Annotated in this window: 27 protein-coding genes; 11 read left to right on the plus strand and 16 right to left on the minus strand. The window is 63.7% G+C overall.

Annotated elements, in window-relative coordinates; all coding sequences use genetic code 11:
- Positions 1-7: 7 nt before the first annotated feature.
- On the minus strand, positions 8-1,189 hold the full coding sequence (gene purT, locus MY494_RS08655; RefSeq protein ID WP_247909851.1) for a formate-dependent phosphoribosylglycinamide formyltransferase: 1,182 nt from the start codon (positions 1,187-1,189) through the stop codon (positions 8-10).
- A 44-nt stretch (positions 1,190-1,233) separates the two neighbouring features.
- Here purT and MY494_RS08660 point away from each other — a divergent pair, with 44 nt between their 5' ends.
- Positions 1,234-1,410, plus strand: coding sequence for a cytochrome B6 (locus tag MY494_RS08660; RefSeq protein WP_247909852.1), 177 nt, complete (start codon positions 1,234-1,236; stop codon positions 1,408-1,410).
- 4 nt (positions 1,411-1,414) lie between these two features.
- Here the strand turns inward: MY494_RS08660 and MY494_RS08665 are convergent, their stop codons facing one another.
- Positions 1,415-1,657, minus strand: coding sequence for a hypothetical protein (locus MY494_RS08665; protein WP_247909853.1), 243 nt, complete (start codon positions 1,655-1,657; stop codon positions 1,415-1,417).
- A 264-nt stretch (positions 1,658-1,921) separates the two neighbouring features.
- Here MY494_RS08665 and MY494_RS08670 point away from each other — a divergent pair, with 264 nt between their 5' ends.
- From MY494_RS08670 to MY494_RS08690, 5 genes are all read left to right on the plus strand, one after another.
- The gene (locus tag MY494_RS08670) at positions 1,922-2,158 is read left to right on the plus strand and encodes a hypothetical protein (protein WP_247912005.1); all 237 of its coding nucleotides are present in this window, start codon (positions 1,922-1,924) and stop codon (positions 2,156-2,158) included.
- A gap of 336 nt (positions 2,159-2,494) precedes the next feature.
- Positions 2,495-2,695, plus strand: a complete 201-nt coding sequence (locus tag MY494_RS08675; RefSeq protein ID WP_247909854.1) for a hypothetical protein — start codon at positions 2,495-2,497, stop codon at positions 2,693-2,695.
- Between the two features lie 332 nt (positions 2,696-3,027).
- Positions 3,028-3,177: a hypothetical protein gene (locus tag MY494_RS08680; protein WP_247909855.1), complete on the plus strand. Its 150-nt coding sequence runs from the start codon at positions 3,028-3,030 to the stop codon at positions 3,175-3,177.
- Between the two features lie 117 nt (positions 3,178-3,294).
- Entirely contained in the window at positions 3,295-3,507 is a 213-nt protein-coding gene (locus tag MY494_RS08685) for a hypothetical protein (protein ID WP_247909856.1), read from the plus strand.
- Positions 3,504-3,749, plus strand: coding sequence for a hypothetical protein (locus tag MY494_RS08690; protein WP_247909857.1), 246 nt, complete (start codon positions 3,504-3,506; stop codon positions 3,747-3,749). Before MY494_RS08685 ends, MY494_RS08690 begins: the two co-directional genes overlap by 4 nt.
- Here the strand turns inward: MY494_RS08690 and mraY are convergent.
- Both mraY and MY494_RS08700 read right to left on the minus strand, forming a co-directional pair.
- The gene (gene mraY, locus MY494_RS08695) at positions 3,717-4,778 is read right to left on the minus strand and encodes a phospho-N-acetylmuramoyl-pentapeptide-transferase (protein ID WP_247909858.1); all 1,062 of its coding nucleotides are present in this window, start codon (positions 4,776-4,778) and stop codon (positions 3,717-3,719) included. The genes MY494_RS08690 and mraY overlap by 33 nt on opposite strands.
- A 44-nt stretch (positions 4,779-4,822) precedes the next feature.
- Complete coding sequence (locus MY494_RS08700) at positions 4,823-5,098, minus strand: DUF3134 domain-containing protein (RefSeq protein WP_010313850.1); 276 nt, start codon at positions 5,096-5,098, stop codon at positions 4,823-4,825.
- A gap of 102 nt (positions 5,099-5,200) precedes the next feature.
- On the opposite strand from MY494_RS08700, the gene MY494_RS08705 reads away from it, so the two are divergent.
- Entirely contained in the window at positions 5,201-5,464 is a 264-nt protein-coding gene (locus MY494_RS08705; protein ID WP_247909859.1) for a hypothetical protein, read from the plus strand.
- A complete protein-coding gene (locus tag MY494_RS08710) occupies positions 5,464-6,663 on the plus strand; it encodes an argininosuccinate synthase (RefSeq protein ID WP_247909860.1) in 1,200 nt (399 codons plus the stop codon). Before MY494_RS08705 ends, MY494_RS08710 begins: the two co-directional genes overlap by 1 nt.
- Positions 6,664-6,672: 9 nt before the next feature.
- Here the strand turns inward: MY494_RS08710 and MY494_RS08715 are convergent, their stop codons facing one another.
- The 4 genes from MY494_RS08715 to MY494_RS08730 form a co-directional block, all read right to left on the minus strand.
- The gene (locus MY494_RS08715; protein WP_247909861.1) at positions 6,673-6,999 is read right to left on the minus strand and encodes a hypothetical protein; all 327 of its coding nucleotides are present in this window, start codon (positions 6,997-6,999) and stop codon (positions 6,673-6,675) included.
- A 76-nt stretch (positions 7,000-7,075) separates the two neighbouring features.
- Positions 7,076-7,444 carry a 30S ribosomal protein S6 gene (gene rpsF, locus MY494_RS08720; RefSeq protein WP_247909862.1) on the minus strand — a complete coding sequence of 123 codons (369 nt, stop codon included), beginning with the start codon at positions 7,442-7,444 and terminating at the stop codon, positions 7,076-7,078.
- A gap of 89 nt (positions 7,445-7,533) precedes the next feature.
- The gene (locus MY494_RS08725; protein WP_247909863.1) at positions 7,534-7,995 is read right to left on the minus strand and encodes a Tic20 family protein; all 462 of its coding nucleotides are present in this window, start codon (positions 7,993-7,995) and stop codon (positions 7,534-7,536) included.
- A gap of 36 nt (positions 7,996-8,031) precedes the next feature.
- Positions 8,032-8,946 (minus strand): shikimate dehydrogenase, encoded by a 915-nt coding sequence (locus tag MY494_RS08730; protein WP_247909864.1) that lies wholly within the window; start codon positions 8,944-8,946, stop codon positions 8,032-8,034.
- Between the two features lie 53 nt (positions 8,947-8,999).
- On the opposite strand from MY494_RS08730, the gene dnaK reads away from it, so the two are divergent.
- Positions 9,000-10,904 carry a molecular chaperone DnaK gene (gene dnaK / locus MY494_RS08735; protein ID WP_247909865.1) on the plus strand — a complete coding sequence of 635 codons (1,905 nt, stop codon included), beginning with the start codon at positions 9,000-9,002 and terminating at the stop codon, positions 10,902-10,904.
- A 118-nt stretch (positions 10,905-11,022) separates the two neighbouring features.
- On the opposite strand, the gene pstS is transcribed toward dnaK, so the two are convergent.
- From pstS to psbQ, 3 genes are read right to left on the minus strand one after another with little or no spacing between them, the layout of a single operon-like run.
- A complete protein-coding gene (pstS, locus tag MY494_RS08740; RefSeq protein WP_247909866.1) occupies positions 11,023-12,018 on the minus strand; it encodes a phosphate ABC transporter substrate-binding protein PstS in 996 nt (331 codons plus the stop codon).
- A 52-nt stretch (positions 12,019-12,070) separates the two neighbouring features.
- Positions 12,071-13,108 carry an FAD-binding oxidoreductase gene (locus MY494_RS08745; protein WP_247909867.1) on the minus strand — a complete coding sequence of 346 codons (1,038 nt, stop codon included), beginning with the start codon at positions 13,106-13,108 and terminating at the stop codon, positions 12,071-12,073.
- A 59-nt stretch (positions 13,109-13,167) separates the two neighbouring features.
- Positions 13,168-13,653 carry a photosystem II protein PsbQ gene (gene psbQ / locus MY494_RS08750; RefSeq protein ID WP_247909868.1) on the minus strand — a complete coding sequence of 162 codons (486 nt, stop codon included), beginning with the start codon at positions 13,651-13,653 and terminating at the stop codon, positions 13,168-13,170.
- A gap of 130 nt (positions 13,654-13,783) precedes the next feature.
- On the opposite strand from psbQ, the gene purU reads away from it, so the two are divergent.
- Together purU and MY494_RS08760 are read left to right on the plus strand one after the other, a co-directional pair.
- Positions 13,784-14,656, plus strand: coding sequence for a formyltetrahydrofolate deformylase (purU, locus tag MY494_RS08755; protein ID WP_247909869.1), 873 nt, complete (start codon positions 13,784-13,786; stop codon positions 14,654-14,656).
- On the plus strand, positions 14,653-15,945 hold the full coding sequence (locus tag MY494_RS08760; RefSeq protein WP_247909870.1) for an O-antigen ligase: 1,293 nt from the start codon (positions 14,653-14,655) through the stop codon (positions 15,943-15,945). Before purU ends, MY494_RS08760 begins: the two co-directional genes overlap by 4 nt.
- Here MY494_RS08760 and MY494_RS08765 read toward each other — a convergent pair.
- From MY494_RS08765 to MY494_RS08785, 5 genes are all read right to left on the minus strand, one after another.
- The gene (locus MY494_RS08765; RefSeq protein ID WP_247909871.1) at positions 15,942-17,468 is read right to left on the minus strand and encodes a radical SAM protein; all 1,527 of its coding nucleotides are present in this window, start codon (positions 17,466-17,468) and stop codon (positions 15,942-15,944) included. The two genes, MY494_RS08760 and MY494_RS08765, sit on opposite strands and share 4 nt — an antisense overlap.
- A gap of 103 nt (positions 17,469-17,571) precedes the next feature.
- On the minus strand, positions 17,572-18,315 hold the full coding sequence (locus tag MY494_RS08770) for a hypothetical protein (RefSeq protein WP_247909872.1): 744 nt from the start codon (positions 18,313-18,315) through the stop codon (positions 17,572-17,574).
- Positions 18,316-18,399: 84 nt separating this feature from the next.
- Positions 18,400-19,635 (minus strand): inverse autotransporter beta domain-containing protein, encoded by a 1,236-nt coding sequence (locus tag MY494_RS08775; protein WP_247909873.1) that lies wholly within the window; start codon positions 19,633-19,635, stop codon positions 18,400-18,402.
- Positions 19,636-19,794: 159 nt separating this feature from the next.
- Positions 19,795-20,079 carry a hypothetical protein gene (locus tag MY494_RS08780; RefSeq protein ID WP_247909874.1) on the minus strand — a complete coding sequence of 95 codons (285 nt, stop codon included), beginning with the start codon at positions 20,077-20,079 and terminating at the stop codon, positions 19,795-19,797.
- Complete coding sequence (locus MY494_RS08785; RefSeq protein WP_247909875.1) at positions 20,076-21,485, minus strand: ClC family H(+)/Cl(-) exchange transporter; 1,410 nt, start codon at positions 21,483-21,485, stop codon at positions 20,076-20,078. The genes MY494_RS08780 and MY494_RS08785 overlap by 4 nt, the downstream gene beginning before the upstream one ends.
- Between the last annotated feature and the right edge of the window lie 5 nt (positions 21,486-21,490).

Below are 21,490 nucleotides of genomic sequence, written 5' to 3' on the forward strand. Positions count from 1 at the left end.
TGGGCCTCTAGATCACCTGGATCTTGCCGGCGGCTTGATCCGCTTTTTGGCGGGCCTCGTCCAGGTCGGCGCCGCGGGCTAGGGCCACCCCCATCCGGCGGAAGGGGCGGGAGTCGGGTTTGCCAAACAACAGCACCTGCACATCGGTTTCAGCGAGGGCTGCCTCAAGGCCGCTGAAGGCCACGCTGTGGCTTTGGCGCTCGGCCAGGATCACGCGACTGGCGGCGGCTCCCTCCGAGCGGATCTCAGGGATGGGCAGTCCGAGGACGGCCCGTAGATGCAACTCGAACTCACTCAGGTTTTGACCGGCCAGGGTCACCAGGCCTGTGTCATGGGGCCGGGGCGAGAGCTCGGAAAAGACCACTTCGCTGCTGCCATCGGGGCGGCGGCAGACGAAGAACTCCACGCCAAAGATTCCGGCTCCCCCCAGGTTGTCCGTGACCTCCCGCGCCATGGTTTGTGCGGCGGCCAATTGCTCCGTCTCCAGTTGGGCGGGTTGCCAGCTGCACTGGTAGTCACCGCGCTCTTGGATGTGCCCGATCGGCGGGCAGAACAGGGTCGGACCGTTCCACTGTTTCACGGTCAGCAGGGTGATTTCCTGCTCAAAGTGCAGGAACTCCTCGACGATCACCCGGGCGCCGCTGCCCCGGGCCCCGGCCATGGCGGCCTCCCAGGCGGCGTTGATGCCTTCCGGTCCCTCCACCACGCTCTGGCCCTTGCCCGAGGAGCTCATCACCGGCTTCACCACCACGGGCCAACCGAGGGGGGCGGCGGCCTGCGCCAACTCTTCCGCGCTGCTGGCGTAGGCGAACCGGGCAGTGCGCAGCCCCAGTTCCGTGGCGGCCAGGTCGCGGATCCGATCGCGGTTCATGGTGACGGCCGTGGCCCGAGCTGTGGGGATCACGGTGGTGCCATCGGCTTCCAGTTCTGCCAGGGCATCGACAGCCAGGGCTTCAATTTCCGGGATCAGCACATTGGGCTGGTGCTGACGCACCACCGCCTTCAGGGCCTCCGGGTCGGTCATGGGCACCACTTCGGCCACATCAGCCACTTGCATGGCCGGGGCTCCGGCGTAGCGATCCACCGCAATCACGCGGCAACCCAGACGTTGAGCGGCGATGGCCACCTCTTTGCCCAATTCACCGCTGCCCAGGAGCATCAAGGTGCGGGGGAAGTTGGAGCTGGCCATGGCCGCTGCGGAGACGAGAGACTTGCGCGATCTTGCATCGCCGCGTGCCCGTGCTGTTGTTCGCTCCGTTTGCTTACGCCACTGCCGGTGATGCAGCCGATGGCCTGCTCAATGGTCTGAGTATTGAGGATCTGCAGCGCTGGACCCTGATCTATCTCGGGATTTCTGTGCTGGCCTTTGTTCTGGTCTGGCTGGTTGGTTATCTCCGGCGGGCTGGCTGAGGGCTCAGTCCAGCTCGATCAGGTTCAACTGCCGCACCGGTGACTGTTCATCGATGAAGCCATAGGCCGCAAAGACACCGTCATCGCTGTGGGTGATGTGTTGTCCATCGCTATGGCGCTCCAGCACAAACCCCTCGGAGGCCATTCGCCGCATCAAGGCTGCGGCCTCTTCGAAGCGGGCGGCCATCGATTCGAGGCTGGCGCAGTCGCCCGTGAGTCCTGTTTCCTTCCAGGTGAAGTAAGCCATTGTCGAACGACTCCGTAATAAGCCTTGTTGCTGGAGGGGTTTTTAAGGATTGAGGCTCAGTCGATGACCGTTGGTTTGGCGTTGGTATCCCGCCTGCCTGGGTCTGATCGCTCACTGCTTCAAACATGGCACGGCCCCATGTCTGTGGAGTGGATGGGGGAACCGTTGGTGGGTCTTCCTGTCTTCTGGCCGGTTATCCCATCCGAGATCTGCCTCGTCGGCCTATTTCTGCTCCATAGCGTTTTGACCAGTCATTCCCAACCCATGACCGAAGAGAACGCCAGCACACAGAACTGCGGTGGCAAGAAAAAAGCGATGCTCGCGTATGGCCTTGTCCAGATTTCTGCCACGGTCATCTCCGCCGTCTCCCTGGCAGTCATCGCCCTTGGTTTTTGCTCCGTGAAGCAGGAGAGCAAGGTCTTCAACGGTTGCGTGGAAGAGGTCATTGCTGAGGGCAAGACCAATGCCCAGGCAGTCCGCTACTGCAACGGCGGCAACTGATCTTCCATCGATGGTTGCCCTGGATCGCCACTGGCTCCAGTCCTCAGTCCCACACAAACCGTTCAGGTGGTTACAGACGCCACATCACCGCTTGGGCGGCTGCCGGATGATCTGAGGACGACCTTCGGGTCGGGCAAGGGAGATCGATGAGGCGGGGTGGCACCCGTCTCTTTTTTTGTGCGTGTGTCGGTGGCTTGAGGGTGTGCATGACGCGCAGTGGGCGCCACGCAGATGGCTCTAGAAGGGGTGTAGCTCATTGCCTCTAGTGCGCTGGCTGCGCCCAAACCGTCCATTCAGGAGCTTTTCAAGGCAAACAGGACGCCTGGGGCAAGGGTTGTGGCGTATCCCAAAGGAACCCCTGAGATGCGGGTCTATCGGGTGACCATTCCCGTTGGAGCAACGATCCCCCTGCACACCCACCCCTCTCCGGTCGTCGTTTTGGTGACCAAGGGTGTTGTCACCAATGTTCGAATCGTTGACGGAGCTGAGGTTGTCAGCCTTGTCGAGCCAGGCGATGGTGACCTTCGCAAGCGTTGAGGGGATGCCCAACATGATTCGGACGAAATGAGCTGCTGTTGCCTTGCCTGAGGCAATCTGCGGCCGCTCGAACGAGGGGTGTTGCCAGCAAAAGAACACCCGCTAACGGGGTCGTGCTGTCCTCTAAGCCATGGGAAATGGCTACAGATGTTCCGCGCTTGGTCAAGAAAAAGGGGGTTGCCACACCCCCTTGAGAATCTCCCTTGCCCGACCCGAAGGTCGTGGGCGAATGATCCGCTGTGGCCAGGGTTTGAACTGTTGTTCTTGTAACGCTCTGCGGTCTCTGTTGGCTGCCGCTGACACTGTTGGGTGATCCAAGCGACCGTTGCGCCATGACCTCCACGGGCCGGGCTGTGCGCCTCATCGTTCTGCTCTTGTTGTTGGCTCTGGGGGTGGTGATGTGCACCTGGCTTGGGGAAGGTCCTCCTCCAGCCAGCAATACAGAGCTCGATGAAGCGATGCCTGCATTGCAGGCGAAATAGGCCTGGATTGCTCTGGACAACATCCCTGCCTTGCGTAACGATTAGGTGCGAACTTCTTGGTTTGGCGGCAAAGCAAAGCAATGCCCACTCCAAAGCGCCGGCAAGCGATCTGAGTTGATGGAGATTTTGATCCATCTCCCTGCTGTGATGGTCGCTGGATCGGCGGCTTTCATTGGCTATTCCTATTACTCCGCGGCCGTGCAGAGGGCCGCGAAGCGGGAGCGACTGCGGCAGGCTGCTTATCCCAATGTGGTGGGGTTGTCCTCTCGCACCCTTGAGCCAGAGCGCCCCGAGCTTGAGCCGCCTCGCGATTTGGATGTGGCTGCATGAGCCTGCGCTGGCCATGGCTCGTGCTGCTGATTGTGGGGACCGTCGCGCCTGTTCTGGCCTGGTTCTGGGGTGACCATCGCCAGGTCTGTGCCCGCTGGGCATCGATGCAACTCAGTGATGCCGAAGCAATGCAGCAGTTGCGGCTGAAGCCGGGTCGCTACAACGCCTATTCCACGGTTCTTGGCTATTGCCGCTACTACCGAGTTAGCTCAGGCCAGCAGCAGCAATCCCAGGGCAGCTAGCCCCGCGCTGATCAGCCAGAAGCCGACTACGACCTGTTGCTCGGAAGCCCCGCCCAGTTCGAAGTGGTGATGCAGGGGCGCCATTCGGAAGACCCGTCGGCCAACCCCATCAGGGCCCTTCGTGGCCTTGAACACCCAGACCTGGATGATCACCGATAGGGATTCCGCCAAGAAGATTCCACCCATGACGAGCAGGGCCCAGAGGCTGTTGCTCAGTAGGGCCACAGCGGCCAGAGCGGCACCCATCGCTAGGGACCCCGTGTCTCCCATGAACACTCGGGCTGGGTGCCGATTGAACAGCAAAAAGCCAAGCCAGCAGCCGGCCATGGCGGCGCAGAACCCCGCGAGGGCGGGGTCCCCCTCGTTGCCCCTGAGCATCAGCTGAACCCCCATTCCGCTGAAGACGATGCCCCCACAGCCGGCCGCCAGGCCATCGAGGCCGTCGGTGAGGTTGGTGGCGTTGCTTTCCGCCAGGAAGACAAACAGTCCCAGGGGCCAGATGAGCAGGCCCAGGGGAAGGATCCAGCCCAGGGGCAGGGCGATGCTGTCTGTGATCAGCTGGTGCCAGGCGGCCCACGCCAGGAAGCCAGCGGCGCTCAAGGCCTGCAACAGCAGCTTGCCGCTGGGGGACAGTCCTGTGTTGTGGTGCTTGGTCAGGCTGCGCCAGTCATCGAATCCGCCAATGGCCATGTAGGCCAGGGTGATGGCTGCCACCCCGGGTAAGCGCAGGTCGCTGGGGGCGATCAGCCCGCCCACCAGCACCCCGACCGGGACCACCAGCAGTCCCCCCATGGTGGGAGTCCCCGCTTTGCTGAGGTGGCTTTGGGGTCCCTCTTGGCGGATGACCTGCCCCAGCTTGAGACGGCGCAGACGCGGCACTCCCCAGGCGCAGACCACAGCGCTGATGGATGCTGCCACCAGCAGGGGCACGGTGAGCTGCGGCGTCCGCGTGAACCAGTCGCAGCCCGCGCAGACCCCTAACAGCAACAAGCCCAGCAGCAGCGCCAGGCGGCGGCTGTTGCTGGGCATTGAGGCGATGAACCTGCTGGTGGAGACCACAGGGGTGGGAGGAATCAGTCCTCCCAGTTTTCCTCGTTTTGCTCGTCGTCGGCCTTGTAGTCCTCTTTCTCGCCCATCAGCGCGGACAGTTCTTCTTCTTCCACGGTGCTGACGTCGCTGGTGGCGGCTTCTTCATCCACAACGAGGCGGCCGCTGGTTTCGAGCCAGCTCAGTAGATCGGGCTCTTCGCGCAGTGGAAGCACCGGGGCGGGTTCGCTGCGGCCGTAGCGGGTCAGCGAAGGGTTGATGCCATCCAGCTGGGAGAGGCTGGTGCTGAGGTTGCTGCTCATCGCGTGAGGCCCGTCGGACGTCGGTGTACAGGAGTGCCGGGTTCGTAGCTACCCAGCTGGCGCCAATCCGCCATCCTATCTGAGACTCTCCCTGGGGCGGACATGACAGCGGCGAAATGGTGGCAGCTGTTGCCGGCCTGGGGCGCAGCCCTCGTTCTCAGTGGGGTCTTGGTCTGGGCGGGAGGCCACTGGCCGACGCCCTTGTTGGCGCAGTCCTGGGCCCTTGAGCAGCCCGATGTCGCGGCGGTTCTGGCCTTGGCCCTGGTCGTGCTCCCTCCCCTGGGGATGGCCGTTTGGCTGGCGCTCCAGATGGTTCGCCACCGCGACAGTGGAGAATCGATCGATTGCGCGCATGGAGAGCGTTGATGGGCCGGGCCAAGAAGGCTGTGCTGGCGTATTCCGGTGGTGTGGATACCAGCGTCTGTATTCCCTATCTCAAGAACGAGTGGGGTGTGGAGGAGGTGATCACCTTCGCCGCTGACCTGGGTCAGGGGGATGAGCTCGAGCCCATCCGTCAAAAGGCACTGGATTCCGGCGCGAGCCAGTCGATCGTTGGTGATCTGATCGAACCGTTCATCCGTGATTTCGCCTTCCCTGCGATTCGCGCTAATGCCCTTTACGAAGGCCGCTATCCCCTCTCCACGGCCCTGGCGCGTCCCTTGATTGCCCGCCGTCTGGTGGAGATCGCCCGCGAGGTCGGTGCTGATGCGGTGGCCCATGGCTGCACCGGCAAGGGCAACGACCAGGTTCGTTTCGATGTGGCGATTGGAGCCCTGGCGCCGGATCTGAAGGTGTTGACCCCTGCCCGTGAATGGGGCATGAGCCGCGAGGAGACCATCGCCTACGGCGAGCGTTGCGGGATTCCTTCCCCGGTGAGCAAGAAGTCGCCCTATTCGATTGACCTGAACCTGTTGGGTCGCTCGATTGAGGCCGGCCCCCTCGAAGATCCCAACGTCGAGCCCCCCGAGGAGGTCTACGCCCTCACCGTGAGTGTGGAGGCCGCCCCCGATCAGCCCCAGGTGGTGGAGATCGGCTTCGAGAACGGCAATCCCGTCAGCATCGATGGAGAGCGCCTGGATCCCGTCAGCCTGATTCGCCGCGCGAATGATCTGGCCGGCAGCCATGGCTATGGCCGTCTCGACATGATCGAGAACCGCGTGGTGGGCATCAAGAGCCGTGAGATCTACGAAACCCCGGGCTTGCTGCTGCTGATCAAGGCCCACCAGGAACTCGAGAGCCTCACCCTCGCGGCGGACGTGCTCCGCAGCAAGCGTCAGCTGGAGCAGCAATGGGCCGATGTGGTCTATCAAGGCCTCTGGTACGGCCCACTGAAGGATGCTCTCGATGGCTTCATCGACCGCACCCAGCGCACCGTCAACGGCACCGTCAAGGTGAAGCTGCACAAGGGCAACGCCACTGTCGTGGGCCGCAGCAGTGCCAACAGCCTCTATGTCCCCGACATGGCTACCTACGACTCGGGAGATCAATTCGATCACCGCGCCGCTGAGGGCTTCATTTATGTCTGGGGTCTGCCGACCCGTCTCTGGGCTAACAGCCAGCGCTAAGGCCTGGCCTCAGGCTGCCACGGATGGGTCTTGGGGCCAGAGCGGCCGCACTCGAGAGTTCATCCGTGCCCCCTCGGGCTGGAGGGGAAGCATCAGGGGCTCCTCCCTCAACGAGGACTGCGGCTTCAGTTGGTGCTGACTCTGCTCCAGTTGTTCTTTTTCGGCGCTTAACAACCGCTGGCGCTCGAGGATCGGTTCGAGCCGTTCGCTGAATTTGCGCTCAAAAATCCCAGGCAACTCCGCCAGGAGGGCCTCCAGTTCGGCGATCTGCTGCCGTGCGCGCTCAAGCTCCTGTTGGCTCTGTGCCAAGGCCGCCTGAAGGTCTTGGTGCTCCAACAGCTGGCCAATAAAAAACCTCCCGGAACCTAACGAAGGCTCCAGGAGGGATCAAGAGGCGAGATGGCTTTGGCGGTCAGGCGCCTGCGGTTTGCAGAGCTGCTTCGTCGCTAGCGGCTTGTGGTGCGGGGCCGCTACGGGGAGCAGGCAGGGGGCCGTCCTGCTTGACGGTCAGATAGCGAATCACGTCTTCGCTGAGGCGCATGGCCTTCTCGAGGGCAGCAACCTGTTGGCCGTCACCGTTGTGGGCCAGCTGCACGTAGATGCCTTCCTTGTGCTTGGCGATGGTGTAGGCCAGGCGGCGCTTGCCACGCATTTGGCAATCCAGCACCTCTGCACCGGCTTCGGTGACGAGATCGCGGTACTTGGTGATATGGGTTTCCACCTCTTCCTCCGGGATGTCCGGACGAAGGATGTACATCGTTTCGTAGTAGGGCTGCGACATGACTTACGCGATCCGACGTGGACGCCGAAAGGGACGGTGGCTGGTGTTCAAGGCCTAGGGCCTCGATTGCCAGCGGCGGATCGTCCACCCTACAGCTGCATGCGTACCGCCTCAGACAGGCTCGGGATGTCGGCTTCCTTGCCGCGCAGGCACTGGACGATGCCAAACAGCACCAGCACCAGCACCCCCAGGAAGATGGTGTTGGCCAGGGTTCGCACGGCGAAGTTCCCCCCCAGGGGAGCCAGCAGCAGGTTGAACGCCAGGGAGAGCACGATCAGGATGATGTCCAGCAGGATCGCCTGCAGGGCGTTGAAGCGGATGAAATAAGGCACCCGTGGGTTCCGTACGACCCCCAGAAACAGCACCAGGAACAGGATGAACCCACCGAAGGGGATGGCCTGCTCAATCAAGATCAGCGGCAGCGCCGGCAGGCTCAGCCACTGGAGCATGGGGAAGAGGCCGATGAGGGATCGCCCGAAGGGCAGGCCATCGCTCCAGGGCAGGAGATAGGTCAGGAGGGCTAGAAGCCGCTGCCAACTGGGGATCGTCATCGCGCGCTCTCGCCGTGGACGTGACGTTAGTGGGACCTAATGCAGCTGGCGTAGGGCGGCCTGGTGCATGACCTCCACAGGAACCTCGCTTTTGCCACTCCACAGGCGCAGGGAGGCCGCCCCTTGCTCCACAAGCATCCGCAGGCCATCGAGGGTGCGGCAGCCTTTTGCTCCTGCTTGCTCCAGCAGGGCGGTGGGCCGAGGGGTGTAGATCAGGTCGTAGACCCAGGCCTGGGCTGGAAGCGCCTGCAGTTCCGCACTGTTCAGGGGACAGGCCCTGGCGGCGGTGGGATCCGTGGCTGAGGCCATCCCCATGGGCGTTGTGTTGACCACGAGGTCGGCTTGCTGGAGGGCCGCGCTGACGGCTTTCTCCCAGATCAGGGGTCTCAGTTGGGGCGCCCAGCTTTGGCAGTCCGCTTGGAAAGCCTCAAGGGCTTCGGGCCGCCGGCCGACCAGAACAATGTCGCCAAAGCCCAGGTCCGCCAGGCCGGCGACGACGGCTCGCGCACTACCGCCGCAACCGAGAACCACGGCCCGCTTGCCACTCCAGTTGGCCTCCCGCAGCGGTGCACAGAACCCCTCAACATCGGTATTGGTGCCCAGCCAGCCGCCGCCTTGGCGCGGCACCAGGGTGTTGACGGCCCCCAGCCGCTGGGCGAGGGGACTGAGCTCGTGGCAGAGCGTCGCGACGGCTTGCTTGTGGGGGATGGTGACGTTCAGGCCGCGGCAGCCCATCGCTGCCAGGGCAGGCACGACGGTGCTGAGTTCGGCCGCTGGGGTCGGCAAGGCCAGGTAGGCCCAGTCCAGCTGCATGGCCGCCAACGCGGCGTTGTGCATCACCGGTGAGAGGGAGTGGCGTACGGGATCCCCGAGTACCCCCACAAGCGCGGTGCTGCCTTGGATGCGGGCCTCGGCGTTCACGGTGGTTCGGGCACTGTTCGGCAACCACACCTAGCCCCACCCGGGTGCCGCTGCGGAGGATGCCTTCAGTTCAGAGGTCACCCATGGGCAAGGTTGTCGGTATCGACCTTGGCACCACTAACAGCTGCGTGTCGGTCATGGAGGGCGGCAAGCCCACCGTGATTGCCAATGCTGAGGGCTTCCGCACCACGCCCTCTGTGGTGGCATACACCAAGAACCAGGATCAACTGGTGGGTCAAATCGCCAAGCGCCAGGCGGTGATGAACCCGGAGAACACTTTTTATTCGGTCAAGCGTTTCATTGGACGCCGGGTCGATGAGGTGAACGAAGAGTCCAAGGAAGTGAGCTACGGCGTCGAGAAGGCCGGCTCCAACGTCAAGGTCAAGTGTCCTGTTCTCAACAAGCAGTTCGCCCCTGAGGAAGTCAGTGCTCAGGTGCTGCGCAAGCTGGCTGAAGACGCCGGTAAGTACCTCGGTGAGACCGTGACCCAGGCGGTCATCACTGTTCCCGCCTACTTCAACGACTCCCAGCGTCAGGCCACCAAGGACGCCGGCAAGATCGCTGGCCTTGAGGTGCTGCGCATCATTAACGAGCCCACCGCGGCTGCCCTGGCCTATGGCCTCGACAAGAAGAGCAACGAGCGCATCCTTGTCTTCGACCTGGGCGGCGGCACCTTCGACGTGTCGGTCCTCGAGGTCGGCGACGGCGTGTTCGAGGTGCTCTCTACCTCCGGTGACACGCACCTGGGTGGCGATGACTTCGACAAGGTGATCGTTGATCACCTGGCCGACACCTTCAAGTCCAATGAAGGCATCGATCTGCGTAGCGATAAGCAGGCCCTGCAGCGTCTGACCGAAGCTGCCGAGAAGGCCAAGATTGAGCTCTCCAGCGCGACCCAGAGCGAGATCAACCTGCCGTTCATCACGGCGACCCCTGAAGGTCCCAAGCACCTCGACCTGACCCTGACCCGGGCCAAGTTCGAAGAGCTGGCTTCCAAGCTGATCGACCGCTGCCGCGTGCCCGTCGAGCAGGCCCTGAAGGACGCCAAGCTCGCCTCTTCGGAGCTCGATGAGGTCGTGATGGTGGGTGGCTCCACCCGCATCCCCGCCGTGCTCGAGCTGGTGAAGCGCGTCACCGGGAAGTCCCCCAACCAAACTGTGAACCCCGACGAGGTGGTGGCCGTGGGTGCCGCCATTCAGGGCGGTGTGCTCGCCGGTGAGGTCAAGGACATCCTTCTGCTGGACGTCACTCCCCTGTCCCTGGGTGTTGAAACCCTGGGCGGTGTGATGACCAAGATGATCCCCCGGAACACCACCATCCCGACCAAGAAGTCGGAGACCTATTCCACCGCCGTGGATGGTCAGACCAACGTGGAAATCCACGTGCTCCAGGGCGAGCGCGAGATGGCCAGCGACAACAAGTCGCTTGGAACCTTCCGCCTCGATGGCATCCCCCCTGCCCCCCGTGGCGTTCCCCAGATCGAAGTCACCTTCGACATCGACGCCAACGGCATCCTGAGCGTCACCGCCAAGGACAAGGGCAGCGGCAAGGAGCAGAGCATCTCCATCACCGGGGCCTCCACCCTCAGTGACAACGAGGTGGACAAGATGGTGAAGGACGCCGAAGCCAACGCCAGCGCTGACAAGGAGAAGCGCGAGCGGATCGACGTGAAGAACCAGGCCGAAACCCTGGTCTATCAAGCCGAGAAGCAGCTGGGCGAACTGGGCGACAAGGTGGGCGCCGAGGACAAGGCCAAGGTTGAGTCCTCCTCCGCCAAGCTCAAGGAGGCCATCGAGAAAGACGACTTCGACACCATGAAGTCCGAGCTCGAGACCCTGCAGCAGGCTCTCTATGCCGCCGGTGCAGCTGTCTATCAGCAAGCCGCCGGTGCTGAAGGTGCCGCCGCTGGCGCCCCTGGCGCAGAGGCCGGTGGTTCCGGTTCGGCCGGTGACGACGTGATCGACGCCGAATTCACCGAGTCGAAGTGATTCACCGCTCACGGTTGTGAGCCCATGACCCCCGGCGTGAGCCGGGGGTTTTTTCGTGCCTTGAGCAGCGCAGCAAAAAGCCCCCCTCCAGAGGAGGGATGCCTGGAGGGTTCAGGTTTTATTCGCCGATGCTGGCCACGGCAGCCCTTGCTTGTTGCAGCACGTTGGCCGGCAGGCTCACATAGCCGAGGGCCGGGGCATTGGCCTGCGCCTCATCGCTGAGGGTGTAGTTGAACGCCTCTTGCAGGGCCTGGAGCTTGTCGCCATTGCCGCTCTTGTAGAGCAGGATCCAGGTGAAGGTCACGATCGGGTAGCCCGCCTTTGGATTGGGGTTGCTCCCGGTCAGGTTCGGGCCTAGATCGATGCTGCCCAGGGCTTCAGCCGCCGCTTTGGTGGTGGGCTTGGCGTAGCTGCCGCCGGCGTTCTGCAGTGCAGCGGCCTGCAGATCGCCGCGCACATAGGAGCTCTCGACGTAGCCCAGGGCGCCCTTGATCTGCTGCAGGCTGGCGGCCATGCCTTCGTTGCCCTTGGCCCCAAGGCCCGTGGGCCATTTGATCGATTTGCCGCTGCCCGGACCGGAGGCCCAGGCGGGGCTGAAGGCCGAGAGAGATTTGGTGAAGTTGTAGGTCGTTCCCGAGCCGTCGGAGCGGTAGACCACCTTGATGGCCTGATCGCCGCAACCGAGGTCGCTGTAGTTGGTGATCTTGCCTTCGAAAATCCCCACCAGCTGTTGTTGGCTGAGCTTGAGCTCGCAGCCGGGGTTGTTGTAGGCGACGGCGATCGCACCGGCGGTCATCGGGACTTGCACGGCCCCGCGCTTGATGCCGGCGGCATCCTCTTCGCTGAGCGGCTTATCGCTGGCGGCGAAGTCAACGGTGGCTGCATCGAACTGGCGGATGCCAGCACCGGAGCCCACCGATTGGTAGTTGACCTTGACCTTGCCCTTGGCGGCCAGGTCCTGGAACCAGCGCAGGTAGATCGCGGCGGGGAAGGTGGCCCCTGCACCCTGGAGGCGGGCGCTGGAGGCACCGCCGTCAGATCCGGAGCCGCCGCAGGCCGTCAGGGCGAGCACTCCAAGGAGACTCAGCGGTGCCAGGGTGCGGGTGCGAAGCATCGTCGGCTGGTGTCGACAAGAGCCTTCAGGCTAAAGAAGCCCAGTCCAGCGGTCAGCCCTGGCCGGCGTTCTCGATTTGCTCGGCCGCCCAGGCTGCGGTGGCGGGAGCCAGCAGCACTCCATTGCGGTAATGCCCACTGGCCAGGAGTAGGCCCTGTTCCAGTTGCTCCAGCAGGGGTGCGGGCCTCCCCAGGGGGCGGGCCCTGAGTCCCTGCCACTGCCGCAGCACCGTTGCACGCTGCAGCCAGGGCGGGGCATGGCCGCCGAGCTCACGCAGCGCTTGTAGCTCCTGCGGCTGAGCCTGGAGGTGATCAATCTCCACGGTGGCACCGAGCCAGAGGCGCCCCCCAGAACGCGGGACCAGGTTGATCCCGCTCCAGCTCAAGCTGCCCGGCCAGTTGCTTTCGCCCTGATCGGTTTCAGCGAGTTGAAGCTCAAGGGCCTGGCCCAGCACCGGGTGCTGGGGGCGCTCGTGGCCCAAGGGCTCCAGGAGCACCGAACTGCTTAGCCCGGCACTGAGCACAACCCAGTCAAAGGACCCAGGGCTGTCAAGGGCGCTGCGCACGCGCCACTGGCCAGTGCTGCCCCGCTCCAGGGCGCTAACGGCAGAGGCTTCGACCCTGAGCCCCAGGCGTTCCCCGTCCTCCAGCAGGGCCTGCATGGCCGGGATTGGATCGAGTTGTCCATCCCCTGGAGAGAGCAGTCCCCCCAGGCAGGGTTGGGGAACGAGCGGTCTGAGCGGCTCCAGTTCCGTGGGCTGGAGCAGCCGCAGGTCCTCGCGCTGGCTGGCCAGCTGGACTTGCGCCTCCTGCTCGGCGGCAGTGGTGGCGAGCTGCAGCAGGCCTGCGCGGAACGGCAGGACATGGCCCCGCTGCTGGAGCTCGTCGCGCCACTGGCGCCAGAGGGTGTGGGACTGCTGCCGCAGCCTCCAGCCTCGGCCACTGCTGCGGCGGAAGAGCCGGGCCATGAGCAGGCCTAGGGCGGCGCTGCTGCCGGCGTTCTCGCTCTGGGCTTGCCGCAGGTGGGGGTCAAACAGCGTGACCTGGTGCCCGATCCGCTGCAGCTCCCAGGCCACAGAAAGGCCCACCATGCCGGCTCCGATCACGCAGATCGATGAGGGCCGGCTGGTGGGCAGGGTGTTCAGCGGATTCAGATCTGCTTGAGGTCGGACTGAACCTGCTCAGGAAGGATCTGGGCGTAACGGCCAAAACCGCTGGCGACCTTGATGTAGGCCTTGCTGAGATTGTTGGCGTCCTGCAGGCGGGCGGCTTCGTCCAGATCGGCCAGAGCAGTCTTCAGATCAGTGGCCAGCTTGTTGGCTTCGGGCCGATCGCCGGGGAGCAGGCGCTGGTTGATGTAGAGCATCTCGCGACCCACTTCCTGCATGGGGCCGTGGATCAGGTTGCGGGTGAAGACCCAGTTGCGCTCGTTCACCAGGGTGGCCAGCTCGGGGAGGCGGTTGCGAGCCGCCAGGAACCCTTCGGCCTGGCGCTCGATCACGGTGATGTCATCGGCGCTCAGGGTGGGGGCTTTAGCTTTGGCGCCACCACAGGCGGTCAGGCCAAAGCTGATCACCAGAGCGAGGGCCGCGAGGGCCAGTCGCCGCAGGGCGGAATGGAGCTGTTGAGCAGCCATCAGGGCAGCCTTTCTTGCTGAACTTGATTGCGGGACTTTACCCAGGGCCATTGGTCTCTGAGCCCTGCATGACGAGCTGCAACGGCTTGAACGGCAGAATTCAGATCTCAACGGGCTTTGACGCCATTCCATGACGGCTGCCACCGCCATCCTTCAGATGATTTGTCCGGATCAGCCGGGGCTTGTGCGGGAGCTCTCCGGTTGGGTCGCGGGTAACGGCGGCAACATCGTCCATGCCGATCACCACAGCGACCAAGGGGCTGGATTGTTCCTGAGCCGCATTGAGTGGCAGCTTGAGGGCTTCGGTTTGCCCCGCGAGGCGATTGCCCCGGCTGCGGTGTCTCTGGCGGAACGCCTGGGTGGTGAACAGACGGTCACCTTCTCCGATCAGCGCCCTGCAGTGGCGATCTTTGTCAGCAAGCAGGACCACTGTTTATTGGATCTGCTCTGGCGTGTGCGCACCGGTGAGTTGCCGATGCGGGTGCCGCTGGTGGTTTCCAACCACCCGGACCTCGCTTCGATCGCCCAGGAGTTCGGCGCCCAGTTCGTCCATGTGCCGATCAGCAAGGCCAACCGAGGCGAGGCGGAGGCCCGTCACCTTGAGCTCCTGAAGGAGCACGGCATTGAGTTGGTGATCCTGGCGAAGTACATGCAGGTCCTCACCCCGAGCTTTCTGGCGGCTTTTGATCCCCCGGATGCCTTTCACCGGGTGATCAACATCCACCACTCCTTTCTGCCGGCCTTCATGGGGGCGCAGCCGTATCACCGTGCCTGGGAGCGGGGTGTGAAGTTAATCGGGGCCACCGGGCACTACGTGACCGACGAGCTCGATGCGGGCCCGATCATTGCCCAGTCCACTGTCAACGTGAGCCATCGCGACGAGGTGGAGGATCTGATCCGTAAAGGTCGCGACACCGAGCGTCTGGCCTTGGCCCGGGCGGTGCGCTTGCATCTGAAACGACAAGTGATGGTCTACCGCGGCCGTACGGCGGTGTTCGAATGACCCAGCTCTGGCGCAGGCCTCTGCACGCCGGTTTGGAGTTGCTGGATGGAGAGCGGCCGGCGGCGGCGACCCCCTGGGGTTGGCGCTGCTTTCAGGTGGCTCTGCTGCTCCTGCCGGCCAGTGCGCTCTTGGCGGGATTGCTGCTGCTGGTGGCCTTGATCCTGGGGAGCCGTCAGCCGACGGCCTGGCGGGACGACCGGGTCAATTGGTGGCTCGCCGCCATCGGTCTCTGGATGGTCCTGGGCTGTTTTGCCGCCTCGAGCGGTTGGCTCTCCTGGGTGGGCTTGGGCAATTGGTTGCCCTTCTTTTGGGCGTTCTGGGGGTTCCAGCCCTATCTGGCCACGCCCGAGGCCAGGCGCAGGGTGGCCCTGTGGCTCGTGGCGGGAACCGTGCCGGTGCTGGGCACGGGCTTTGGCCAGATGGTGCTCGGCTGGAGCGGTCCCTACGAACTGCTGGGCGGGGCGATCGTTTGGTGGATCCGTGGTGGAGGCAACCCACCCGGGCGACTTTCGGGCCTGTTTGATTACGCCAACATCACGGCTGCCTGGCTGGCCTTGAGCTGGCCCCTGGTGCTGGCGGCCTTTCTGCAGCATTGCCGTCGCTGGCGCTCTGGCCCCCTGGCTTTTGGGCTCTGGGGCGTCAGTTTTGCCTTGGTGGTCACCCAGGTGGCGGAGATGTTGGCCACCGATTCCCGCAACGGTTGGGGAGCCTTGGTTTTAGCGGTCCCGATCGTGCTCGGACCGGGGCGCTGGATTTGGCTGGTGCCCCTGTTGCTGCTGGCGCTATTGCCCGTCGCCCTGGCGACCCTGCCGGGGGTGCCGGCGGTCATTCAGGCCCCCCTGCGGGAGATCGTGCCCCAGTCGATCTGGGGCCGATTGAACGATTTCAACTCCCAGGGGGAGAGGCCCCTGGCCCTCACCCGCCTCAGTCAGTGGGGGACGGCCCTTGGATTGATCGGCGAGCGCCCCTGGCTGGGTTGGGGGGCAGCGGCCTTCAGCGTGATCTATCCCCTGCGGACGGGCCATTGGCATGGCCATCCCCACAACATCGCTCTGGACCTGGCCCTCAGCCATGGCCTGCCGGTGGCCCTGGGTCTGGTGGGCCTGGTGCTCTGGCTGTTGATCCGCGGCGTGCGGCTCGGGATGGCCAGCGGTGCACTGTTTGAGCGGGCCTGGTGGGCAGCGGCGCTGGTGCTGGTGGTGCTGCATGCCACCGACATCCCGATGTACGACAGCCGCCTGAACATTGCCGGTTGGATTCTCTTGGCCGGTCTGCGCTGCCGCTTCTAGGCCAGGGCTTCGTCGTGGTGCTTGCGCAGGGTGGCCTTGGGCAGGGGGCCTTTGAGGTGCTCCCAGGGCAGGACCCGATTGGCATCCCAGGCGTTGTGGATCACCTCCTCCCAGGGGGGTAGGGGCGTCTCGGCGTCGCGGTAGGCCTGCTTCCAGCCGCCGAGTTTGTCGTGGCGGCCGCGCACCGCAGCGATCACCGGGGCCAGGCGCCGGTCGCTGCGGGAGAGCAGCGCCTGAATCACACTCCAGCCATAGCTCTCGGGGCGTAGTTCGATGCCCTTGGGCTTGAGCCGCTTGGCCAGAAGCTTCAGCCGTTTCTCGGCTTCGGGGCGGACGCCTTGCCACTGGAAGGGGGTGTGGGCCTTGGGCACAAAGGTGCTGACCCCTAGAGACAGACGCAGCCCTGGGGTGGCCTTCTTGAGCTTCAGCATCAGGTCGGCGGTGGCCTCGATGTCCTCCTCGCTTTCCGAGGGCAGGCCGGCCATGCCATAGAGCTTCAGGCCGCTGAGGCCACCTTCTTTGGCGTAGCGGGCCGCGGCATAGATCTCCTCGGTGGCGAGCTTTTTGTTGACCACCTCGCGCATGCGCTCGCTGCCGCTTTCGATGGCGATGGTGAGGGACTTGCTGCCGCGTTTGGCCAGGATGCGCCCGAGCTCGGGGGTGACGGTGGCGGCCCGCACGGAACTGACGCTGACTCGGGTGCCTTCGAAGCGGTCCTGATCGAGCCACTGCAGTAGGTCGCCGAATTGCGGGTGCTGGGTGACCGATGCCCCTAGCAGCCCCAAGCGCTGGGTGGCTCCTAGGCCTTTCTCCACCGCCGGGATCAGCCCGTCATCGAGGCTCGGGGTGCGGAAGGGCAGGGTGAGGTAGCTGGCCAGGCAGAAGCGGCAGAGCTCCGGGCAGCTGCGCACCACCTCGACCATATGAATGGAGGGCCAGGCCGCCTCTGGGGTGATCACCGTGGAGTGGCTCAGGGTGTTGCCGCGCCAGGTCTGCTTCTCAACGGTTTCGGGGATGCCGGCCTCGATCGGTTCAATCGCCAGCAGTGCGCCGTCCTCGCTGTAGCGGGGGGCATAGAGCGACGGGACATAGACACCGGGCACCGCCGCCAGGCGGCGCAGGCGCTCGTGGCGCGGGGCGGTTTTGCACGCCTGCAGGGCATCGATGAACGCTGGCAGCAGCAGTTCGCCGTCGCCGAGCAGAACCGCATCAAAGAAGGGAGCCAGGGGTTCAGGGTTGGCGGTCAGCACCGGCCCCCCGCCGAAGACGATCGGATCGTTGTCGCCGCGCTCGCTCGCCCAGATCGGGATGCGCTGTTGCTCCAGCAGATCCAGCAGCACCGGCCCGTCGAGTTCCCAACTCAGGGATAGGCCAAAGAGGTCGCAGTGCCGGTGCTGCGGATCCCCTTGGTCGGTGAAGAGGCGCCGCACGTCCACATCGGCGCGCTGGGCCAAGGTCGCCCAGACCACCTGATAGCCCAGGCTCGTAATCCCCACGGTGTAGGTGCTGGGGAAGGCCAACACCGCCCGAAGGGCACCCTGCTGCGCAGCAGCCGGCTCAAACAGCAGGGTCTCTTGGTTCAGGTGCTCGGATGGAGGACTGAGGTCATTCCATCAGAGCGCGGAATCATTCGATCACCGTGAAAAATGGTGAGAAGGGGCCGCTGCTGAAAGCAGTTGGGATCGGAGTCGCTGCATTACTCGTGGTGATTGTGGCCCCATTGTCTGTGACGGTGAAGCTCACGTTGAGGCCAGATGTAGACGACGTAATTGCGATCGGCGATGACGGTTCAAAGGTGCCGATAAGGCGTGTCACCCCTGTGCAGCTGTCAGCTCTGCTCAGAGAGCCGTCAGCAAGCATTGCCCTGAGGGTCCCACCTGTGACTGAGGCGCTCGCGGTGGGTTCACAGTTGGGAGCCTCGTCGAAATTCTCGAGCGTTTCCGTGAAATTGGTAGGGGTGCCGCCGGCTACCGCCTGCCCGGAAGAGTCTGATGCATAGGTATTGCTATCGGATGCTGTGTAGGAGACATTGAGTCCGAAAGTATTGGCCATAATGATGTAGGCATAGGAATAGTTTCCTGGCTCGGGTAAGGACCCACCGCTGTTTCCCAAATCGACTGTGGAGCCTGGTGCAAGGTCAGTGGTATTGCCGCCGCTACTGATGAGTGTTGATGTGCAGGTAGATCGATCAAAAGAGTTGCTCGCTGTGGGGTTGGATGTGCAGAGCCCCATTTCGTAGATCACAATCTCGTATCGGCTGGGTGTGGTTGCGCAGCTGTCGTCGGCTGGGAGGGCGACATTCGATCCCGATGCTGGGCAGACCGACGTTGTCTGAGATTTGCCTGGGCTGATTGGAATCAAGAGAGACAAGCTTGCTGCTCCAGCGCAGGCAAGTTTTAAAGCGCGATTCATCATTCTTTTTCGGTTAGGTGGAAGTTTTGATGGAGTTGATCCTTATGTACCGGATGCCTGGTTGGTGAAGCTTGTTATCGGTTTCTTCGTTCGCTCAAGCAGCACCTCGTAGCGACGACGCACTGGCTGGGTCATCTGGGTGATCAGGTTTTGTTTGGCGTTGTTCTTCGCGAAGGTCACCGGGCGGCCGGTCAGACGAATGCGAGCGCCGAAATAGGGGCCCGGCTGATTGCCGATGTCGTTGTTCGAGTCGGTGGGGTAGGCCGGGATTTCATTCGACACCCACAGCTCCAGGTTGGCGTGGGGAGTGGCCTGCCAGTTCACCGAGCCTTCGACACCGCTGTTATCGCTGTGAGCACCGGTGTAATCCCAGTTGAAGCCACGGAGATACATCGCCAGTTGGGGATAGGAGGGGATGCGGTAACCCAGCTCCACATCCCAACCAGGAACGACCCGCTCGGTGTAGTCGATGGCGTTGATGGTGATGTCTTTTTGAGCTGAACCGTTGATGTACCAGTTGTTGCGCAGCTCAAAGCTCTTCCAGAAGCCCTCAGCGCCGATGCCCCAGCGGGTGTAGGCGGTGGAGTAGTTCGTGGTGCGTAGGTCCCAGAAGCCGTTCAGGCCGACCATGGCCTCATCGCCGAGGCGGTAGCGGCTGCCCAAGCCCACATTGACCTGGGGTTGGGCGGAGGTCTCCAGGGTGACCCGCGCTTGGCCAAACATCAGGCCCATCGGATCGCCCTCGTTGTCGTAGCCCAGCGTCTTGAGGCGCATGAAGCTATCGAGGTAGCCCGTCAGGTCACTGCTGGTGGCTGCGTTTAGGCCGAGGGTTGTTTGCGCGAAGAAGGGGATCTTCTTGATCTGCTTGTTGGCGTAGTTCACGCCGCTGCTGATCAGGGTGCGGGTGACCTCGGACTGGACAACTCCGCCCAGGTCAACGCCATCGCCATTGACCATCGCCGGGCCGTATTGAGCGGCGTAGCCGGCACCCTTTTGAACGATCCGCTCAAACAGGTTGCGGGGCTGACGCACCTCGGCGGGACCCAGGCAAGCGCGGGAGCGGGGGTCGACGAAGACGTCGCACTTCCAGGGTTGGTGCGCCAGCGGCTTGCCGATCGTGATCGTCTTGCCTTCTGCGGGCAGTTGGTCCTCGCTAATCAGCGGTTTGTCTTGCTCTACCGCTGGCTCCTCGGTCAGGCCGAGTTCGGAGCTGCTGAAGCCTTCCAGTCGCTGCTGAGTTTCCTCGGCTCGCGCTCCAGTGCCCAGTGTCAGGGCCAAGGGCGCTGCAGCTGCAATGAGCGTGCGCCGCGCTCGTAATCGGCCTCGATAAAGATTCGCCATTCCCGCACACCACAAGGGACTAGGTATTTGCACTTAACCATTTGCTTGCCGGTTTGAACAGAAGCTTTGTGCGATTGATCGATCGCACAAAGACATTCAGCGGGTGATGTCCTTTGGACAGAGCTGACGAATCGTGCTGTTCACCAGCAGTTGATCGTCCCGGCTGGGCCCCTCTGGGAAGTGCATCGTCCAGGCTTCGGCGATCAGTGCTTCGCCCTCGCCTTCCAAGCGCAGGGCGCAGATCAGGGCCCCGGTTTCCAAGTGCTTGGTCTCGCGCTTCAAGGTGCGTACCTCAAAGCTGCCGAACGGGTTTCCCTGGGCCAAAGAGGCGCCTGGAAAGCCCAGGCTGATAACGAGAAGTGCTGCGCTCGCGCGTTTCAAAGCTCCCGCGGGCTCAGCGGCGTGCCCGGCAGCTTCATCTCCCCTTGGGTGCTCGTGGCACTGCTTTGCAGGGCCAGCTGCCTCTGGTAAATCGAGTGTTCGTGGGTGATCCGCGAGATCACGAAACTGACCACTGCGCAGACAAACAGGGGCTTGAGGATCAACAGGTCCTTGGTCAGGGCAAAGACCAGGAAGACCGCCGTGATCGGTGTGCGGGAACAGGCGGCGATAAAGGCCGCCATCCCCGCAAAGACGTAGGTGCTGGGGGCATGGCCAGAGAGGTGTTCGGCGATGCCCGCAGCGGTTAGCCCCAGGGCTCCGCCCAGGGTCAACATGGGCGCAAACAGGCCTCCCGGCGCTCCGGTCGCGGCGGCGAGGCCCGTGGCAAAAAACAGCAGGGTGAAGATGCCCACGGCCTTGCTGAGTTCCACGTGGCCATCGACGATCGCGTGCTGCAGCGCCGCGTTGTTGCGGAAGTCAGCGGGTAGGGCGGCATAGAGGCAGCCCAGAGCAATGCCCCCAAGCAGCATCCGGATCACGATCTTCCCGGAGAAGAAGCGTTGTCCTAGGGACTGCATCTTCACCACATAGCGGGTGTAGAGCTCGGCCAGCAGGCCCACCACAATCCCCAAGGCCACCAGGTAGATCAGGTCCTTGGGTAGGAACTGGATATCCAGTTGGTACTCGCTGCTGATCTGAAAACCCCGCTGGCCGATGCCGGCGCTTTGCTCACCAAAGCCAGCGAGACCCATCACATCGGCCCAGAAGCTGCCGGCGAAGGCCGTGCCCAGCACCAGCAGCAACAGGATCGGACCGGATTTCCGCAGCAGCTCTTCAATCGCGTAGAAGAAGCCCCCCAGGGGGGCGTGGAAGACCGCTGCAATGCCCGCGCCGCCGCCGGCCGCCACGATCACCCGGAGCAGGGAGGGCGGGGCCTTGAACCAGCGGGCCATCTGCCAGCCCACGGAACTGCCCATTTGAACGGCAGGACCTTCTGGTCCGAGCGGGAAGCCGCTGCCAATGGCCAGGATGCCTGCCAGCAATTTGACGATGGCGACCTGCAGGTTCATCGGCAGGCTCTGGCGCGAGAGGAAGCGCATCACCTGAGGAATCCCCGAGCCCGCCGCCGTCGGAGCCAGGGTGCTGATTAGCACCGCCGAGAGCAGGCCGCCGATGGCTCCCATGGAGGGCAGCACCAACCAGGGGCTCGCGGTCTCCAGCAGGCCCAGGCGCCAACTGCCCAGCCAGCCCACACCGGTCTTGAACAGCAGACCAGCTGCAGCGGCCCCCAGGCCGGTGACGATCAGGGTGAGGACGACAGCAGGCCAGCGCTGCTGCACCAGCCGTTCCAGGTTGCGGCTGGCTCTCCAGGACTGCAGTTCCAGCTTCAGGCCGTGGGTTTGCAAGGTGC

The organism is Synechococcus sp. A10-1-5-1 (assembly GCF_023115425.1).
In the GTDB taxonomy this organism is placed as follows: domain Bacteria; phylum Cyanobacteriota; class Cyanobacteriia; order PCC-6307; family Cyanobiaceae; genus Vulcanococcus.

What these genes read in the sequence shown, in the direction of transcription:
- dnaK (WP_247909865.1), top strand. Translation starts at nt 9,000, where the DNA reads ATGGGCAAGGTTGTCGGTATCGACCTTGGCACCACTAACAGCTGCGTG.
- mraY (WP_247909858.1), bottom strand. Translation starts at nt 4,778, where the DNA reads ATGCCCAGCAACAGCCGCCGCCTGGCGCTGCTGCTGGGCTTGTTGCTG.
- purU (WP_247909869.1), top strand. Translation starts at nt 13,784, where the DNA reads ATGACGGCTGCCACCGCCATCCTTCAGATGATTTGTCCGGATCAGCCG.
- MY494_RS08685 (WP_247909856.1), top strand. Translation starts at nt 3,295, where the DNA reads ATGGAGATTTTGATCCATCTCCCTGCTGTGATGGTCGCTGGATCGGCG.
- MY494_RS08665 (WP_247909853.1), bottom strand. Translation starts at nt 1,657, where the DNA reads ATGGCTTACTTCACCTGGAAGGAAACAGGACTCACGGGCGACTGCGCC.
- MY494_RS08745 (WP_247909867.1), bottom strand. Translation starts at nt 13,108, where the DNA reads ATGGTGGGCCTTTCTGTGGCCTGGGAGCTGCAGCGGATCGGGCACCAG.
- purT (WP_247909851.1), bottom strand. Translation starts at nt 1,189, where the DNA reads ATGGCCAGCTCCAACTTCCCCCGCACCTTGATGCTCCTGGGCAGCGGT.
- pstS (WP_247909866.1), bottom strand. Translation starts at nt 12,018, where the DNA reads ATGCTTCGCACCCGCACCCTGGCACCGCTGAGTCTCCTTGGAGTGCTC.
- MY494_RS08725 (WP_247909863.1), bottom strand. Translation starts at nt 7,995, where the DNA reads ATGACGATCCCCAGTTGGCAGCGGCTTCTAGCCCTCCTGACCTATCTC.
- MY494_RS08700 (WP_010313850.1), bottom strand. Translation starts at nt 5,098, where the DNA reads ATGAGCAGCAACCTCAGCACCAGCCTCTCCCAGCTGGATGGCATCAAC.
- MY494_RS08670 (WP_247912005.1), top strand. Translation starts at nt 1,922, where the DNA reads ATGACCGAAGAGAACGCCAGCACACAGAACTGCGGTGGCAAGAAAAAA.
- MY494_RS08760 (WP_247909870.1), top strand. Translation starts at nt 14,653, where the DNA reads ATGACCCAGCTCTGGCGCAGGCCTCTGCACGCCGGTTTGGAGTTGCTG.
- rpsF (WP_247909862.1), bottom strand. Translation starts at nt 7,444, where the DNA reads ATGTCGCAGCCCTACTACGAAACGATGTACATCCTTCGTCCGGACATC.
- MY494_RS08705 (WP_247909859.1), top strand. Translation starts at nt 5,201, where the DNA reads ATGACAGCGGCGAAATGGTGGCAGCTGTTGCCGGCCTGGGGCGCAGCC.
- MY494_RS08690 (WP_247909857.1), top strand. Translation starts at nt 3,504, where the DNA reads ATGAGCCTGCGCTGGCCATGGCTCGTGCTGCTGATTGTGGGGACCGTC.
- MY494_RS08710 (WP_247909860.1), top strand. Translation starts at nt 5,464, where the DNA reads ATGGGCCGGGCCAAGAAGGCTGTGCTGGCGTATTCCGGTGGTGTGGAT.
- psbQ (WP_247909868.1), bottom strand. Translation starts at nt 13,653, where the DNA reads ATGGCTGCTCAACAGCTCCATTCCGCCCTGCGGCGACTGGCCCTCGCG.
- MY494_RS08680 (WP_247909855.1), top strand. Translation starts at nt 3,028, where the DNA reads ATGACCTCCACGGGCCGGGCTGTGCGCCTCATCGTTCTGCTCTTGTTG.